The sequence below is a fragment of the Sinomicrobium weinanense genome, assembly GCF_018863395.1.
Lineage (GTDB): Bacteria > Bacteroidota > Bacteroidia > Flavobacteriales > Flavobacteriaceae > Sinomicrobium > Sinomicrobium weinanense.
This window is the reverse complement of the sequence record NZ_JAHKRR010000001.1, coordinates 426,130-443,396: the sequence shown is the minus strand read 5'-3', so window position 1 is coordinate 443,396 and position 17,267 is coordinate 426,130. Positions and strand designations below refer to the sequence as shown.

Below are 17,267 nucleotides of genomic sequence, written 5' to 3'. Positions count from 1 at the left end.
GTACATTAAATAATTAACAGGAACAAAAATAAGCTATGACGCAAGGTAAGGGTCAAGCATTTTTTTTACTTTTTTTGGAAGCGACATATAAGAAACTGGTTATCAATAAAAAAACCTGACAAGATCGCAATGATCCTGCCAGGTTTTATCCTACTTATTATGAACAAAAAATTTATTTCTTTTCTTTATCCATTTTCTGCTTAAGCTCTGCAAGAGCATCCAGGTCTCCGAGTGTTGTTTTCTCTACGCTGGTATTGCTTGCAGTCTTAACATTCTTCTCTTCCTGTTCCCTGAAGATAGCAGTGTGAGACGCCACAACTCTTTTGAATTCTTTGTTGAACTCAATGACTTTAAAGTCTGCAGTTTCTCCTTTTTTCAGTTTTTTGCCATCTTCTTTTTCCATGTGACGGGAAGGTACAAAGGCCACGATATCCTCATTGAGGTTTATGGTCGCCCCTTTGTCTACGATCTCGTTGACTTCCACAGTGTGTACGGTACCTACTCCAAATTCGGTCTCGTATTTATCCCATGGGTTCTCTGTAGTCTGTTTGTGACCCAGGCTCAACTTACGCCCTTCCACATCCAGTTCCAGGACTTCCACTTCCAGCTTGTCTCCTACGGATACAAACTCTGAAGGGTGCTTGATCTTCTTGGTCCAGGAAAGGTCAGAAATATAGATCAGTCCGTCGATACCTTCTTCCAGCTCTACGAATACACCAAAGTTGGTGAAGTTACGTACAATACCTTCGTGTTTTGAACCAACAGGGTATTTGGTGGTGATATCTGTCCACGGATCCGGTGTCAGTTGTTTGATACCGAGTGACATTTTACGTTCTTCCCTGTCCAGGGTAAGCACTACAGCCTCTACTTCGTCTCCTACCTGAACAAAATCCTGTGCGGAACGCAGGTGGGTTGACCAGGACATTTCTGAAACGTGGATCAGTCCCTCCACACCTTCAGCTACCTCGATAAAGGCACCGTAATCGGCTATGACAACGACTTTTCCTTTGACTTTGTCGCCAACTTTAATCTCGTCGCTAAGGGCTTCCCACGGATGTTTCTGAAGTTGCTTGAGACCAAGCTGTATCCTTGATTTGTTGTCGTCGAAGTCGAGGATCACCACGTTCAGTTTCTGATCGAGTTCCACCACTTCGCTCGGGTGGTTGATCCTGCTCCATGAAAGGTCGGTAATGTGGATAAGTCCGTCCACGCCTCCGAGGTCGATGAACACACCATAAGAAGTGATGTTCTTAACCACACCTTCGAGTACCTGTCCTTTCTCGAGCTGACTGATGATCTCTTTTTTCTGTTCTTCGATATCGGCTTCGATAAGCGCTTTGTGAGAAACAACCACGTTCTTGAACTCGTGGTTGATCTTTACAACCTTGAATTCCATGGTCTTGCTCACATACTGATCGTAATCGCGGATAGGTTTTACATCGATCTGCGAACCGGGCAGGAACGCCTCGATACCGAACACGTCCACGATCATACCTCCTTTGGTCCTGCACTTTACAAAACCGTTTACGATCTCTCCGTTGTCGTAAGCTGCATTTACCCTGTCCCAGGCTTTTATAGTACGTGCTTTCCTGTGTGAAAGCACCAATTGTCCGGTCTTGTCTTCACGAACATCGATAAGTACTTCTACCTTGTCTCCAACTTTAAGGTCTGGGTTGTAACGGAATTCGTTAAGGGAAATAACACCTTCTGATTTAGCGTTGATGTCTATGATAGCTTCCCTGTCGGTAAGGTGTATCACAACACCTTCCACTACCTCTTCATCTGCAGTGTCTACGAAGTTGTCTTCTACGAGCTTTTCAAACTCTTTCAGTTTTTCATCTTCAACTTTCTCAATACCTTCTTCGTAGTTGTGCCAGTCGAAGTTCGCTAAAAATTCTTCAGGATTTTGATTTTCCTGCTCTGTTTTTGTTTGAGTTTCAGCCATTGCTGATTAAAAAATTTGTATCCTGAATCCATACAAGAGGCGCAGCAACATGAATTCAGAAGAAATTAATAATTAGTTTCTAATACTCCTTTCCCTCCTGGGTCTGCTTAAAAGGAGTGCAAAAGTACAATTATATTTTTGGTTTTCAAAAGTTTGAATGTATTAATTTCATCAAAAACATAGCGTAATATCTTTATGACAAATCGGCTTAAATATTTTCCATATTACCAATACTAAGCAAGGCTGGCTTTTGGTTTCTCTATACCTGAACGCCCCCTGCCCTCCTCAAGGAGAGCCGGATCGCTTTTAAAAAGATAAATCTTCCCCCCTTGAGGGGGCCAGGGGGGTGTTCCCCTAAAAACCCCATAATACCCGAATACCCGCACATCCTCATACCCGTTTTTTTAATACCTTTGCGCAAAATTCACAGTTTAATAGTATACTGCAATGCTGCAACCCATTTCCTGCAACGGCTATTCCATTTATTTTAACGAGGACGGTTACGAGAAACTCCGTCAGTTCATACAGGAGAAAAACCACTCAAAGGTATTTATTCTTGTCGATGAAAACACGCATATACATTGCCTCCCCCGATTTATGGGCAATATGGCAGAAGATTTCACAGCTGAGATCATCGAGATCGAGGCCGGTGAAGTATATAAAAATATAGAGACCTGCAGCCAGGTATGGCAAGTGCTTTCCGAAATGGGTGCGGACCGGAAGAGCCTGCTCATCAACCTGGGCGGAGGTGTGGTAACCGATCTCGGAGGATTTGTGGCCTCTACCTTTATGCGGGGCATCGATTTCGTAAACATCCCCACTTCCCTCCTAGCCATGGTCGATGCTTCGGTAGGCGGAAAAACAGGTGTAGACCTGGGCCCTCTTAAAAACCAGGTAGGGGTGATCAATGTTCCGGAAACGCTGCTCGTAGATACGGCATTCCTCAACACGCTCCCTCCCGAACAGATGCGTAGCGGCCTGGCCGAAATGCTGAAACACGGGCTTATCTACGATAAAAATTACTGGAAGGAATTCCAAAACCTCTCTGCCCTGGACCTGAACGACCTGGATACACTTATACGCGATTCCATCATCATAAAAAACAACATTGTGATGGAAGACCCGAGAGAGGCCGGCCTGAGAAAAACACTCAATTTCGGGCATACACTGGGGCATGCCATAGAATCCTATTTCCTTCAAAACCCGGAAAAACCGACACTCCTCCACGGGGAAGCCATTGCCATAGGCATGATCCTGGAAACTTTTCTCTCCAGAGAGATCGAACAGTTCCCCGGGGAAAAACTGGAACAGGTAAGCTCCGTGATACTGTCATACTTCCCTAAAGTAACCATTGAAGAAAATGACATAGGAAGCATTATTTCCTATTTGAAATATGACAAAAAGAACACCCATGGCAATATTAACTTCGTATTGCTCCGTGACATCGGCACCCCTTCCATAGATGTAAGGGCAAACAATGAGCTGATAACCCGTTCATTTACCTATTATAAAGAACAGGAAAGCAACTAATCTATCCGTTCGTATTTAGAAAGGCATTTTTCGACACACATAGGCATTATGGGCGTGAGGAAAAGATCTCCGTCATCGAAATAAAACTTTATCGTCCGGGAATTGACCTCATAGTTGCAGTTAAACTCCAGCAGGAGGGTATCCCCTGTTATGGAGAATCTTCCTTCAGGGCATTCCAGTCCGTTGGAAGTAAAGGTACTGTCGGCTTTAAAGTGATGGATCCTACCATCCTCTACCTCTTTCCATTCGGTCTCTCCTCCGGGACTGACATAACTTTCGGTCATCTGCCACTTCCCGACTATGGAAACATCCTTATCTCCCATATCGGAGTCGTCAGAACATCCCATGGTCATCATCAGGAGGAGTAAGATACTAAAGACAGTTTTCATCTTGTTTTCGGCTGTTTAATACAATAAAACGGTTCTGTTCCGGTTGTTTCCTGTAAGATGTCGCAATCCGGAAAAGGTTGCGCAAAGCCCCTTGTTTCGGGTAAAAAAAATAAACATAAAGGGCCTTCGGTACCGGGAAAAAACGATCGCTACTTTTTAATCAAAAACCTTTACGAAAACGTTTGAAATCCATACTTTTGCCCCGAACACTAAATTAATGATATCCTCCCGTGAAGACGGGCAGGCAACACACTAAACACACAAAAAACAATGAGTTTTACAGAAACTTACGAAAAGGAACTGGCTTTTCAGGCAGACCGGCGCAAAGCCTCGGTTGAATTCAGTAAAATTGTAAGCGACCTCTGGTATGACAAGGCCATCGAACTCGTATTGTTCCGCAATCAGCTTATTGACCGCAATGTCAGTGAGATCATCAATCTGCACGAATACGCGGGAGAGTTTGTACAAAAGCCCATTTCCATTTTCGATACGGTGGAAATCGCACAAGCCATCAAGCAGATGACCCTCCCTCCGGCTAAGCTGGACATTGGTAAACTCACTTACGAATATCATCTTGAAGATGATAAATACACCAATAGCACCGCTTTTGTGTACGACAAACTCCGGGATGCACAAAACAGCAGGGAAATACAGCCAAAAGACGTTATTCTCTACGGTTTCGGAAGGATCGGGAGACTGCTGGCCAGGGAATTGATGGCCAAGACCGGAAAAGGGAACCAGCTCCGGCTGAGGGCCGTAGTGACCCGCGGAAAAATAGATGCTACCGTCCTCGAAAAAAGAGCCTCCCTTCTTCGAAACGATTCTGTTCACGGCGACTTTCCCGGCACAGTAACCATAGATCCCGAAAACAACGCACTCATCATCAACGGCACCACCGTTCGTATGATCTCGGCCGATACACCCGAAGAAATAGATTACACCACATACGGCATAGACAATGCGCTGGTCATTGACAATACAGGAGCGTTCCGGGACAAGGAACAACTGGGCAGGCATCTGAAGTCCAAAGGAGTGGACAAAGTATTGCTTACCGCTCCGGGCAAGGGCATACCTAACATCGTACACGGGGTGAACCACGGGGAATACGACCCGGATAAAGTGAATATTTTTTCTGCTGCTTCCTGTACTACCAATGCCATAACTCCCATACTGAAAGTTATTGAAGACTCCCTCGGAGTCGTCAGAGGGCACCTGGAAACTATTCACGCCTATACCAACGACCAGAACCTGGTAGACAATATGCACAAAAAATATCGCCGGGGAAGGGCGGCCGCGCTGAACATGGTCATTACAGAAACAGGAGCGGGCAACGCCGTAGCCAAGGCCCTGCCATCGCTGGAAGGAAAACTCACCTCCAATGCCATTCGCGTCCCCGTGCCGAACGGGTCACTCGTGGTACTCAACCTGGAAGTGGATAAAAACACCTCCAAAGAAGGCATCAACACCATCATGAAAAAATACGCCCTCGAAGGCGGGCTCGTGGAACAGATCAAGTATTCCCTGAGCAATGAACTGGTATCGTCTGACATTGTAGGCACCTCCGCCCCCGCTATTTACGACAGCAATGCCACCATCGTTTCCCCGGACGGAAAAAATGTGGTGTTATATATATGGTACGACAACGAATACGGATACAGCCACCAGGTCATCCGCCTGGCCAAATATATATCTAAAGTGAGGAGGTATACCTATTATTAGATCTTTTTGTAGAATAGAATCAATGAATCCGGATCTGGATTTCCACAATTTCTGAATATTGTATTAAGGCAATATATACAAAAGGTTAGATTATTGTTTTTCAATTTATTATAAACACATAATATTCCATATATTTGCAGCCTCACTTACCGTAGTGAGGCTGTTTTTTTTAGATCTTTATTACAATAAGTAAATTAACTTAACGTTACGAAGCATTATTATTAACAATCAAACAACAAGTTACAGTCTGAAATGAGAATGAAAAATCTATACTTTGTATGCATTGCACTTTTACTACTTACCACTTTCATCAACGTTATAAATGCGCAGGAAAGTACTGATGAAGAAGACCCCGCGAACAAATTGTCACTTACGGAAGGGAATGTAAACAACCAATTTGAGTTTATCATACAACGTTCCAACAATTACCAGGAATACAAAGTGGTAAAAAAGAACTGGCTCTACACCCTTAAAAAGAACACACTCGATTCTCTTGCCAGGGTGGAAAAGGAACTGGCCGAGGCCATCAATCTTACCAAAACGCAAAAGAGTGAGATCGAATCCCTCCAGGGCGAATTGAAGGAAAACCAGGATCACGTAGCCTCTCTGACCAACGAAAGGGACAGCATCTCTTTTTTCGGTGCACTGATCGACAAATCGGCTTACAAAGCCACCATGTGGGGCATTGTAGCATTACTTACCGCAGTACTTCTTTTCTTTATTTACAAATTCAGGAACAGTAATGTAATTACACAGGATGCCAGAAAAGCTCTTGAAGACCTGGAAAATGAATACGAAGATCATCGCAAAAAGGCCCTGGAAAGAGAGCAAAAAGTAAGGCGACAGTTACAGGACGAAATCAACAAACAGAAGATCGCCAAGGCAAAGTAGGTTAAAAGTTACAGGTTGTTGGTTACAGGTTAAAACCTTAAACATGCAACTTGTAACCAACAACAACCTGCAACTGGCAACCTCTAACCCGAACCTTATAAACATGCGTATCGATATCATAACCGTGCTCCCGGAGCTCCTCGACAGTCCTTTCAGTGCTTCCATCCTTAAAAGGGCTATTGACAAAGGACTGGTAGAAGTACACACCCATAATTTACGGGACTATACTACGGACAATTACAAGACCGTAGACGATTACCAGTTTGGAGGGGGTGCCGGGATGGTGATGATGATCGAACCCATTGACAAATGTATTACCCGGCTGAAATCCGAAAGGGATTATGACGAGGTGATCTACATGACCCCGGACGGAGAAACCCTCAATCAGAAAACGGCCAATCAGTTATCCCTCAAGGAAAACATTATCATCCTCTGCGGACATTACAAAGGAGTGGACCAGAGGGTACGCGATCAGTTTATCACCAGGGAAATATCCATAGGTGACTATGTCCTTTCCGGTGGAGAACTGGGGGCTGCTGTATTGTGCGATGCTGTCATACGCCTTATCCCGGGCGTGCTCAACAACGAAACCTCTGCCCTCACCGATTCTTTCCAGGACAATCTCCTCGCCCCTCCCGTATATACCAGGCCTTCGGAATATAAGGGCTGGAAAGTACCCGATATATTGCTGAGCGGAAATTTTCCGAAAATCGAAAAATGGCGGGAAGAACAAGCCTATCAACGCACCAAAGAAAGAAGGCCCGACCTCCTGGAAGAGTAAACCCTAGGCCGGAAATGCCCGTCAACCTGAATTCATTTCAGGTTCTCATCTCGATAAAAACCCTTAACTTTGGGCTTCGTAATTCAATTTTCATATCCGCAACCATGAAAAGAAGGGAATTTATACAACATACAGCGGCATCCTCTGCCCTGCTGTCCCTGGGAGGGCTTTCACTGTCTTCCTGTACATCATCGGCTTCAGGCAAAAAGCATATTACCATATTACACACCAATGATGTGCACAGCCATATCGATATTTTTCCTGAAGACGACCCCAGGAACCCCGGCCAGGGCGGTGTGGCCAGAAGGGCTACTCTCGTAGAAAATATCCGCCGGGAAAACCCCAACACCCTGCTGCTCGACGCGGGCGACATTTTCCAGGGCACGCCCTATTTCAACTACTATGGCGGAGAACTGGAATTCAAGCTGATGAGCATGCTCAAATACGATGCCGCCACCATAGGCAACCACGATTTCGACAATGGTATCGACGGGCTCTACGCTCAGCTCCCCCACGCCGATTTCGATTTTATCATTGCCAATTACGATTTTTCCAACACCGTCATGGACACCCACACCAAACCCTACAAGGTCTTTGTAAAAGAAGGGGTGAAAATTGGCGTTTTCGGGCTTGGGATCCACCTTAAAGGATTGGTCAATGACAATCTGTACAAGGAAACCAAATACCTGGACCCTATTGAGATCGCCCAGGATATGTCTTCTACGCTTCGGGAAAAAGAAGGCTGCCACATTGTTGTTTGCCTGTCCCATCTGGGATACAAGTATAAAAATCCCGATATCCCATCCGATATCAACCTGGCCCGAAATACCGAGAACATCGATCTTATCATTGGTGGCCATACCCATACTTTTATGGACAAACCGGCCATACATGAAAACCGTAAAGGTGAAAAAGTACTGGTAAACCAGGTAGGCTGCTTTGGCATTAACCTCGGCCGGATCGATTTTTACCTGGATGACAGCCAAAAACTCATCGGGCGGGACGGAAGGGCTATTGTAGTGTAAAAATTCATAAGCCCAACACATCTTCCGCAGACATACCGGGCACAGAAAAACCGGGAAAACCCTGTAAAATTCAGGTAAGAAAAGACTTTTCCGGTTAAAAATTCTTAGAGACCGTCTAAGTTTATTTTCTTACATTTGAATAGGTGCTTTCCATTCCAGGGAAAGAGAACAGCCATTATCATCGTAATATCATAAACTATGAAATGCCCATAACCAAATTTCCCGGATACCAACCGAAATAATGTATTGGGCATTCCATGCCTGTGCTGAGCACTTCGGTAAATACCATACTGAGTTTATCGAAGTACTCAGTATATCACTTGTCGAAGCATGACCTATTAAAATTTATAGTGAGCCTGTCGAACTAACAAATAAAAAAAGAACAGATGAAAACAAACAACATCGCCTTTTTAGGCATAATGCTCGTGCTTTTGATGCCTGGAATCGTAAAGGCCCAGTCCAGGGATATTCCCGTGAATAGTTTTGACAAGATTATCATCAACCCGCATATCCAGGTAACTTTCAGGGAAGGAGACAAAGAATCGGTTGTGATAGAAGAAATGACCGAGCCTTTTGAAAAACTGCATGTCGAAGTCAAGAACAAGGTCCTTCATATGTACCTCGACGGGGCCAGGGTGGTCACCAAGACCGAAAAGATCAAGGGGGAAAACGAAAAAAGAAAAATTCCCTTATACAAAGGTACTGTCGTAAAAGCCGTAGTCACTTACAAAAAGGCAAATACTTTTGCCCTGAGAGGAGAAGAGACCATGGTATTTGAAAGCCCTTTACATATGGACCGGATGCGTTTAAATATATACGGAGATTCTGAAGTATACATCAATGATGCCAACATTAACGACCTGAAGACCGTTGTTTACGGAGAATGTCACCTGGAAATTAAAAAGGGAACTGTGGAAAAACAAAAGTTCACCACCTACGGTGAAAGCGAGATCAATACCCTGAATGCAAACAACAAAGACACAAGGATCGTAGCCTATGGCGACAGTGATTTTCAGTGCCAGGTTTCCGAAAGGCTCAAAGTAACCTCTTACGGGGAGGCTACGGTAAAATATAAGGGGACCCCGGAAGTACGCAAAGGCATCATTATCGGCGATACCGAGATCGTGTCCATAAATTAATTCCCTCCTCACAAAACCATATATAAATTTGGTCAGCAAGATGAAGCTGACTAACTTTAAACCCTAAAAATATATTTCACCATGAAAAAAATATCGTTATTCACACTATCCGTACTGCTTTTGTCTGTTTCCTGTAAAAACACGACAAAAAAGGAAAAAGAAACCATAACGGAAGAAGAACCTGCTCCTACTACGGAAGTACAGGCCGAACCAGCAAAAGAGCTTACAGTTCAAATGGAGCCCAAAAGTGAATCCAATGTAAAAGGTATGGCCGTGTTCAAGGAAGAAGACGGCACCGTGACCATGACTGCCACTTTCGAAGGCCTGGAGCCCGGAGAGCACGCCATACACCTGCATGAAAAAGCCGACTGTTCCGCTCCCGACGGTACTTCTACCGGCGGACATTGGAATCCAACATTTCAAAAACACGGTAAATGGGGGGATTCCGAAGGATACCACAAAGGTGATATCGGAAACTTTACCGCAGACGAAGAAGGTAACGGATCTATCACTTTTTCTACGGACGAATGGTGTATAGACTGTGATGACGAGACCAAAAACATCATCGGAAAAGGAGTGATCGTTCACCAGGCCCCCGATGACTTCGTTACCCAACCAACAGGGGATGCAGGTTCAAGAGTAAGCTGTGGAGGTGTTATACAATAACCCTCAGTAAGAAGACAAGCCCGGACAGGCACTTTAGTAATCGGTATTCGGTATTCAGTTAGTACTACATCAAATGCTGTTTACCGATTACTGAACACCGAACATCAAATCCCCCTGGCGCCGGTTCATATACTTTTCAAAACTTTCATATAATCCGTTATACTATTATGAATCCTTCGGCTGCCGGCTGGATAGGTAAATTGAACACTATTTTGGGGGAGTCCACTGTATTTCCCATTAAAAATACAAGCCTGTACGACAAACTAAAGGCTTCGGGGTTCATTTATGGCATCAATGTAAAACTGGCCCTGCCCCTGCATATCGAGAATAAGCTGACTGAAGAAGAATTGTCCAAGACCCATTTGTACATTTCACTTCTAACGGCTTATTACACACACCATGGAAAACTCGTTCACGAAAAAGCCATAACATCCATCATTGCTTTCTACACTGAAATAGAAAGCAATAATGTTTCTTTTTTCGATAAGCTCTTATCCGGTAAAAAACCGGCCTCCAAGCTCGAAAAGATCATAGGCAACCGCATACAGTTCGACGAAAACATCCTCACCAAGAATTTTAACCGCATACTTACCAACGCACTACTCTATATAGATGTGCTTACCTATATAAAATTCCTGGAAGGTAATACTTCCTGTATAGCTTATGCCAAAAAACTGGAGACCTTTGTTATCACTACCATGTACCGTGCCCTGGAGGCCAAACCCGAAAAGAACGAATACGACACCCAACTGGTGCGCCTCTTCGAAGCGTCGGCAAGATATACCGGTTCGTTTGACAAACAGGTGCCCCTTTTCCCGCCTCAAAAAGCACTTTCCTTTACGTCCGCACTGGAAAAAAAATATATTATCGACCTCGCATGCCTTACCATATGGAATGACGAGACCATCCATGACGAAGAACAACAATTTGTGTTAGACCTGGGCAATACCCTTTCCCTGGAACCTCAGGAAATAAAAAATTCCATAGTCTTTGTCCGTGATTTTTTCAGGGAGCACCGGGAAGATATCCCCATTCTTAATTTTTCCAACCCCGTAAAGCACTTTTACGACAACTCGTCCAAAATGGTCAGCAACCTTATCCTGCGCAACAAAAAACGGTTGCAGCAGGAACTCTCTCAAAGCAAGGAACTGGTAGTGCTACTTTCCAAGTCTACTGTAAAAGAACTGACCCGGGAAGAAAAACAAAAAGTAAAAACACAACTGCTCGATATCTGTAAATCCGTACCCTCGCTGGCCATTTTTTTACTGCCGGGCGGAGGTATTTTGCTCCCCCTTCTCGTAAAATTCATCCCCCAACTACTCCCATCCGCTTTTGACGACAACAAAATTTCCTAATCCACAAATTAAAATCCTGATTTATTGATAACACATTAGCTGTCACTTTTAATTTCAAACAAAACATACAAATCTCACCCTCTCACCTCCCCCATCATCATATCGTGTCAGTTTTTTAACAATTTCGTTATATTCTGCACAACATTCTTTCGCAAATAAAAAAAATCTGTACTTTTAGGCGGCAATTAGCATTTTCAGATAGCTTTGACCAACTATTGTTTCTACCGGTGTTAAAGTCTATCTTTTTTTGTGCAAGATCAATTTTAACCTTTATGAATTTTTCAACTACAGACATCATTATTTTCGTCGGTTATATTATTGTTTTAGCCGCCATAGGCCTCTGGCTTTCCTTTAAAGACAAGCAGGAAGGGGCCGAAGATTACTTCCTTGCGAGCAAATCGCTTCCCTGGTGGGCAGTAGGTGGCTCGTTGATAGCCTCGAACATCTCTGCCGAACAGTTTATCGGGATGTCCGGCTCCGGTTATGTCGTGGGCATGGCCATCGCCTCCTATGAGCTCATGGCCGCTCTTACCCTCATTATCGTAGCCAAGTTTTTCCTGCCTATCTTTATCAAAAAGGGGATTTACACCATGCCCCAGTTCCTCGAGGAACGCTTTGACAAAAGAGTGCATACCGGGCTTGCCATATTCTGGGTATTGCTCTTCGTATTCGTAAATATCACTTCCGTACTCTATCTCGGGGCCCTGGCCCTGAAGACCATCATGGGCATCGATATGGTATACGGTATTATAGGCCTGGTGATCTTCTCGGCAACCTTTTCCATTTTCGGGGGGCTCAAAGCGGTAGTATGGACCGATGTAATACAGGTAACCGTACTTATTTTCGGCGGACTGCTGGCCAGTGTCCTCGTACTCAACGCTATCGGAGGAAGTACCTGGGAAGGCTTCTCCATGTTACTGGAAAGGGCCCCGGAAAAATTTGACATGATACTCGACAAAAGTCACGAAGAATATAAAAACCTTCCGGGAATAAGTGTCCTCATCGGTGGAATGTGGATTGCCAACCTTTATTACTGGGGAAATAATCAGTACATCATACAACGTGCACTCGGGGCCAAGAGCCTTAAGGAGGCTCAGAAAGGTACGGCCTTTGCTGCTTTCTTAAAAGTACTGCTCCCCCTCATCGTGGTCATCCCCGGAATAGCCGCATTCGTACTCGATGCCGACATTACCAAACCAGATGAAGCCTATCCCTGGATACTGGACAACTACGTTTTAACAGGATTCAAAGGCCTCGCCTTCGCCGCCCTGATCTCGGCCATAGGATCTTCCCTCAGCTCTATGGTAAACAGTGCATCTACCATATTCACCATGGATATCTACCGGTCTCTGGACAAAACGGCAAGTAACAAAAAAATAGTGACCATAGGACGTATCGTAGCTGCCCTGTCACTGATTCTCGGAGCCATCGTAGCCCCATTACTGGGCAACCTGGACCAGGCTTTCCAGTTTATCCAGGAATACACCGGCTTTATCAGCCCCGGAGTGGTGGTGGTCTTCCTCTTCGGTATGTTCTGGAAAAGGACATCGGCCAATGCAGCTTTCTGGGTAGTGCTTCTGTCCATTCCCCTGTCCGTGGCCCTGAAATACTTTGCATCCGGTATTCCGTTCATGAACAGGATGGGACTTAGCTTCCTCATCCTCTCTGTTATAATTATCGGAATATCATTACTGGAAAACAAAACGGACGATCCGAAGGCCATTTCCTTCGAAAAAGGATTGTTTAAGACCTCCCCGGTATTTAATATTTCTGCGATCCTTATCATGGGAATACTGGCAGTGATCTATACGGTTTGGTGGTAGAGGCCTTGCCTCATCATCCATGTAAAAGCATATCCCCGTAAAGACGCAAAGCCTGCCCCGTCCTTTCGGAGGCCGTGCGTCTTTACGGGGGTTAAATACAAAGGACAACAAAGAATGACTACAACGACATTAACAGACAAGATACAATCCCTTTTTACTGAAAAACACGGCAGCACTCCCCTGCTTATCCAATCTCCCGGGAGGATCAACCTCATCGGGGAACACACCGATTACAACGACGGCTTTGTACTTCCCGCAGCCATAGACCGCTATATCATTTGCGCCCTGGCCAGAAACGGGCATAAAGACCATTGTTCCGTACATGCAGCAGACTTCGGGGAAACCTGTGAATTCAGTCTCGCCGAGGTAAGTCCGCAGGAAAGGGGAAGCTGGAAAAACTACGTCCTCGGGGTGGTTGCTGAAATGCAACAACTGGGCAGGGAGCTCTCCGGTTTTGATATCGTTTTCGGAGGCAATATTCCCAACGGTGCCGGGCTCTCTTCTTCTGCCGCACTGGAGAACAGCATCGCTTTCGGTCTCGACCAGCTTTTTGACCTGGGCATCCCCCGAAAAGAAATGACACTGATCTCCCAGCGGGCGGAACACCATTTTGCCGGGGTAAAATGCGGAATCATGGACCAGTTTGCCAGCATGCTGGGCCAAAAAGACCACGCTCTTTTCCTCGATTGCAGATCGCTGGACTACACTCCGGTCCCGGTAGACTTTAACGACTACGAGCTCCTGCTCATCAATACCAATGTAAAACACAGCCTGGCCGATTCCGCCTATAACGACAGGAGAAATTCCTGCGAAGCCGGTGTACGCATCCTGCGGGCCCGGTTTCCCCATATAAAAGCCCTGAGGGACGCCACGGAAAACGACCTCGGGGAGGTAAAACACCAACTGGATGAAGAAGTGTATGCCCGATGCCTTTATATCATCCGGGAGAACAGGCGTGTGCAACAGGCCGTAGCTGCTATGAAAGAGGATGACATTCCCCGGCTGGGATCACTGCTTTTTGCCTCACATGAAGGATTGCAACACCAATACGAAGTAAGCTGCCCCGAACTGGATTATCTCGTGGAAAAAGCAAAGAAAAACCCTGACATCACAGGTAGCAGGATGATGGGAGGCGGTTTTGGCGGGTGTACCATAAACCTTATCAAAAAAGGCAGGGCAGACAGTTTTGTACAGGGCATCAAACAGGAATATTCCAACACCTTCAACAAGGAACTAAGTACGTACAGCGTTTCCCTTACAAACGGTACATCCCTGGCAGAACCCCCTGAATAAAAATGAAGATATAACACAGCAATCGCAATTACACATCCCAGGCATGGAAGACGGCATTCTACATTGGAATATGGACCCTGTAATTTTCCGGATAACCGATACGTTTCCGCTGAAATACTACGGCTTGCTCTTTGTCACCGGGCTTCTGCTGGGATATGCGGTGGTACGGAAAATATATCAACGGGAAAATATCCCCGTAGCCGATCTCGACAAGCTCCTTACCTATATCGTCATAGGCACTGTCGTGGGAGCGAGACTGGGACACTGCCTGTTTTACGAACCCTTGTACTATCTGCAACACCCGCTTGAAATATTCCTCCCCATACAGAAGATCGACGGAGCCTACACATTTACAGGATACCAGGGACTGGCCAGTCACGGTGGGGGTATTGGCGTCTTTATCGCCATTCTGCTGTACTGTAAAAAATACAAAAGCCGTCCGCTCCGTATCCTCGACCTGGTGGCCATGGCCATTCCCCTCACCGGGACATTTATAAGGCTGGGCAATTTTATGAATTCTGAAATATACGGGAAACCCACCGACGGAAACTGGGGTGTTGTATTTGTCAGGGACGATCTCATTCCCAGGCATCCCACACAGTTATACGAGGCCTTGTCATACCTGCTGATATTTTTTATTTTAAAGGCACTGTACAGGAATACCGAAAAACAGGAAGGTTATCTTTTCGGGCTCTTTCTTATATTGTTGTTTTCAGCGAGGTTTACCATCGAATTTTTCAAGGAAAACCAGGTACAATTCGAAAACCAGATACCTTTGAATATGGGACAAATACTGAGCATTCCATTTATTCTTATCGGAATGGCCCTTGTTTTCCGCCCCCTCAGCTCCGCTCGGGGACCGGGAGTGAAAAACTTTAAATAACCTGCAACTTTGAACTTTAAACTTTCAATCCAAAAATGATCCAGACAGACGTATTGCAAAACCAATCACATAAAAGATACAACATATTAACGGGCGAATGGATACTGGTCTCTCCCCATCGCACCAAACGACCCTGGCAGGGACAGCAGGAAAAACGGTCGGAAGAAGAAAGGCCTTCTTATGACGAGAACTGCTACCTCTGTCCGGGGAACAAAAGAGCCAATGGGGAGGTAAACCCGAAATATACCGACACTTTTGCTTTTACCAACGACTTTGCGGCATTACAGTCGCAATCCGATCCGTTTGTCATTAACGACGGATTGCTCCGGGCGGAAAGCGAAGAAGGTAGCTGCAAGGTTATCTGCTTTTCTCCGGACCACTCCAAAAGCCTGGCAGATATGGAAACTGCCGATATCGAAAAAGTGGTTTCCCTCTGGCAGGAAGAATATCAACTCCTCGGACAGCGCGAAAACATCAACTACGTACAGATCTTTGAAAATAAGGGGACTGTTATGGGATGCAGCAATCCTCATCCCCACGGGCAGATCTGGGCACAGAGCTCCATTCCCAATGAAGTTGTAAAAAAGGACGCCAGGCAGAAAGAATATTTCAGAAAACACGGCAAAAGCCTCCTATCCGACTACGTTTTACAGGAAACGAGCAGCAAGGAACGACTGGTCTATGAAAATGAACATTTTGTGATCCTCGTGCCTTTCTGGGCGATATGGCCTTTTGAGACCATGATCGTACCCAGGGACTACCAATCTCACATAGGGCAGCTCTCCGGCGAACAAAAGACTGCGTTTGCCGATGCCATCCGGTTTATCACAGCCTCCTACGACAAGCTGTTTGACTGCTCGTTCCCCTATTCCGCAGGGATCCATCAGGCACCGACCAGCGAAGAGAATCACGATCACTGGCACTGGCATATGAGTTTCTATCCGCCCCTGTTGCGTTCTGCCACGGTAAAGAAATTTATGGTAGGCTATGAAATGTTTGCCATGCCCCAGCGGGACATTACCGCTGAAGGTGCGGCACAACGGTTACGGGAATTAGCCTAACCAGTCTTTAAACCCTTTTACACGCTCCCGGCTTACGATAATCTCTTGTTCGCTGTATTTGTGCAGCCTGAGTTTAAGCCGGGCATTGGTATAGGCAATAATGTCGCGGATGGCTTTTACATTGACAAAGAATTTTCGGCTCACCCTGTAAAAAGTATCCGGCGACAATTCGTCCTCCAGGGCATCCAGGGTGGTATCTAACAGGTAATTCCTCCCGTTGGAGGTGTGGATATATGTCCCCTTGTTCTCGCTGTAAAAACATTCTATATCTTCAGTCGTGATCATTTTCAGATGTTGTCCGATCTTTACGGTAAAACGTTTTTTGTACTGCCTGTCCAATGGGTTTACCAACATTTTTTTCACCTCTTCAAAATCCAGTTGTATACTTCGCGCAGGGATCCTGTTCCTGTATTTCTCCAGGGCCTCCTGTAACTCTTCATCGTCGATAGGTTTCAGAAGGTAATCTATACTGTTCAGTTTAAAGGCGCGGAGAGCATATTCGTCATAGGCCGTCGTAAAGATCACGGCACTTTTTACTTCTACTGCATCAAATATCTCAAAAGACAAGCCGTCAGACAACTGAATATCGAGAAAAATAAGATCGGGATGCTCATTACTCCGGAACCACTCCACCGCCTCTTCCACAGAATGGAGCATAAAACTCACAGAAACGCCCAATTTTTCTATCATACGCTGTAACCTCCGGGCTGCTGGTTTTTCGTCTTCGATGATTATGATTTTCATATCCTGTTGTTACAATTTTACCG

General features: G+C 45.4%; 15 protein-coding genes. 12 read left to right on the top strand and 3 right to left on the bottom strand.

From position 1 onward, the window contains the following. Positions 1 to 172 precede the first annotated feature (172 nt). On the bottom strand, positions 173 to 1,945 hold the full coding sequence (gene rpsA / locus KN811_RS01935; RefSeq protein ID WP_187967502.1) for a 30S ribosomal protein S1: 1,773 nt from the start codon (positions 1,943 to 1,945) through the stop codon (positions 173 to 175). A gap of 447 nt (positions 1,946 to 2,392) precedes the next feature. On the opposite strand from rpsA, the gene aroB reads away from it, so the two are divergent. Beyond that, entirely contained in the window at positions 2,393 to 3,475 is a 1,083-nt protein-coding gene (gene aroB / locus KN811_RS01930; protein ID WP_187967501.1) for a 3-dehydroquinate synthase, read from the top strand. On the opposite strand, the gene KN811_RS01925 is transcribed toward aroB, so the two are convergent. Continuing rightward, the gene (locus tag KN811_RS01925; RefSeq protein WP_187967500.1) at positions 3,472 to 3,864 is read right to left on the bottom strand and encodes a lipocalin-like domain-containing protein; all 393 of its coding nucleotides are present in this window, start codon (positions 3,862 to 3,864) and stop codon (positions 3,472 to 3,474) included. The two genes, aroB and KN811_RS01925, sit on opposite strands and share 4 nt — an antisense overlap. 270 nt (positions 3,865 to 4,134) lie before the next feature. Between KN811_RS01925 and KN811_RS01920 the strand changes: the two genes are divergently transcribed. The 11 genes from KN811_RS01920 (at position 4,135) to KN811_RS01870 (ending at position 16,500) form a co-directional block, all read left to right on the top strand. Beyond that, positions 4,135 to 5,583: a glyceraldehyde-3-phosphate dehydrogenase gene (locus KN811_RS01920; protein WP_187967499.1), complete on the top strand. Its 1,449-nt coding sequence runs from the start codon at positions 4,135 to 4,137 to the stop codon at positions 5,581 to 5,583. Between the two features lie 258 nt (positions 5,584 to 5,841). Further along, positions 5,842 to 6,474, top strand: a complete 633-nt coding sequence (locus KN811_RS01915; protein WP_187967498.1) for a tRNA (guanine-N1)-methyltransferase — start codon at positions 5,842 to 5,844, stop codon at positions 6,472 to 6,474. A 103-nt stretch (positions 6,475 to 6,577) separates the two neighbouring features. Continuing rightward, positions 6,578 to 7,255, top strand: coding sequence for a tRNA (guanosine(37)-N1)-methyltransferase TrmD (gene trmD / locus KN811_RS01910; RefSeq protein WP_187967505.1), 678 nt, complete (start codon positions 6,578 to 6,580; stop codon positions 7,253 to 7,255). Positions 7,256 to 7,359: 104 nt separating this feature from the next. Next, entirely contained in the window at positions 7,360 to 8,280 is a 921-nt protein-coding gene (locus tag KN811_RS01905) for a bifunctional metallophosphatase/5'-nucleotidase (RefSeq protein WP_187967497.1), read from the top strand. A 386-nt stretch (positions 8,281 to 8,666) separates the two neighbouring features. After that, positions 8,667 to 9,419 (top strand): GIN domain-containing protein, encoded by a 753-nt coding sequence (locus KN811_RS01900; protein ID WP_216334644.1) that lies wholly within the window; start codon positions 8,667 to 8,669, stop codon positions 9,417 to 9,419. Positions 9,420 to 9,500: 81 nt separating this feature from the next. Then, entirely contained in the window at positions 9,501 to 10,085 is a 585-nt protein-coding gene (locus KN811_RS01895) for a superoxide dismutase family protein (protein WP_187967303.1), read from the top strand. 167 nt (positions 10,086 to 10,252) lie between these two features. After that, positions 10,253 to 11,440: an LETM1-related biofilm-associated protein gene (locus tag KN811_RS01890; protein WP_187967302.1), complete on the top strand. Its 1,188-nt coding sequence runs from the start codon at positions 10,253 to 10,255 to the stop codon at positions 11,438 to 11,440. A gap of 272 nt (positions 11,441 to 11,712) precedes the next feature. Then, positions 11,713 to 13,263, top strand: a complete 1,551-nt coding sequence (locus tag KN811_RS01885) for a sodium/sugar symporter (protein ID WP_187967301.1) — start codon at positions 11,713 to 11,715, stop codon at positions 13,261 to 13,263. A gap of 114 nt (positions 13,264 to 13,377) precedes the next feature. Next, on the top strand, positions 13,378 to 14,556 hold the full coding sequence (galK, locus tag KN811_RS01880) for a galactokinase (RefSeq protein ID WP_187967300.1): 1,179 nt from the start codon (positions 13,378 to 13,380) through the stop codon (positions 14,554 to 14,556). Positions 14,557 to 14,599: 43 nt separating this feature from the next. After that, positions 14,600 to 15,439 (top strand): prolipoprotein diacylglyceryl transferase, encoded by an 840-nt coding sequence (gene lgt / locus KN811_RS01875; RefSeq protein ID WP_187967299.1) that lies wholly within the window; start codon positions 14,600 to 14,602, stop codon positions 15,437 to 15,439. 35 nt (positions 15,440 to 15,474) lie between these two features. After that, a complete protein-coding gene (locus KN811_RS01870; RefSeq protein WP_187967298.1) occupies positions 15,475 to 16,500 on the top strand; it encodes a UDP-glucose--hexose-1-phosphate uridylyltransferase in 1,026 nt (341 codons plus the stop codon). Here the strand turns inward: KN811_RS01870 and KN811_RS01865 are convergent. After that, positions 16,492 to 17,244, bottom strand: coding sequence for a LytR/AlgR family response regulator transcription factor (locus KN811_RS01865; protein WP_187967297.1), 753 nt, complete (start codon positions 17,242 to 17,244; stop codon positions 16,492 to 16,494). The two genes, KN811_RS01870 and KN811_RS01865, sit on opposite strands and share 9 nt — an antisense overlap. Positions 17,245 to 17,267 lie beyond the last annotated feature (23 nt).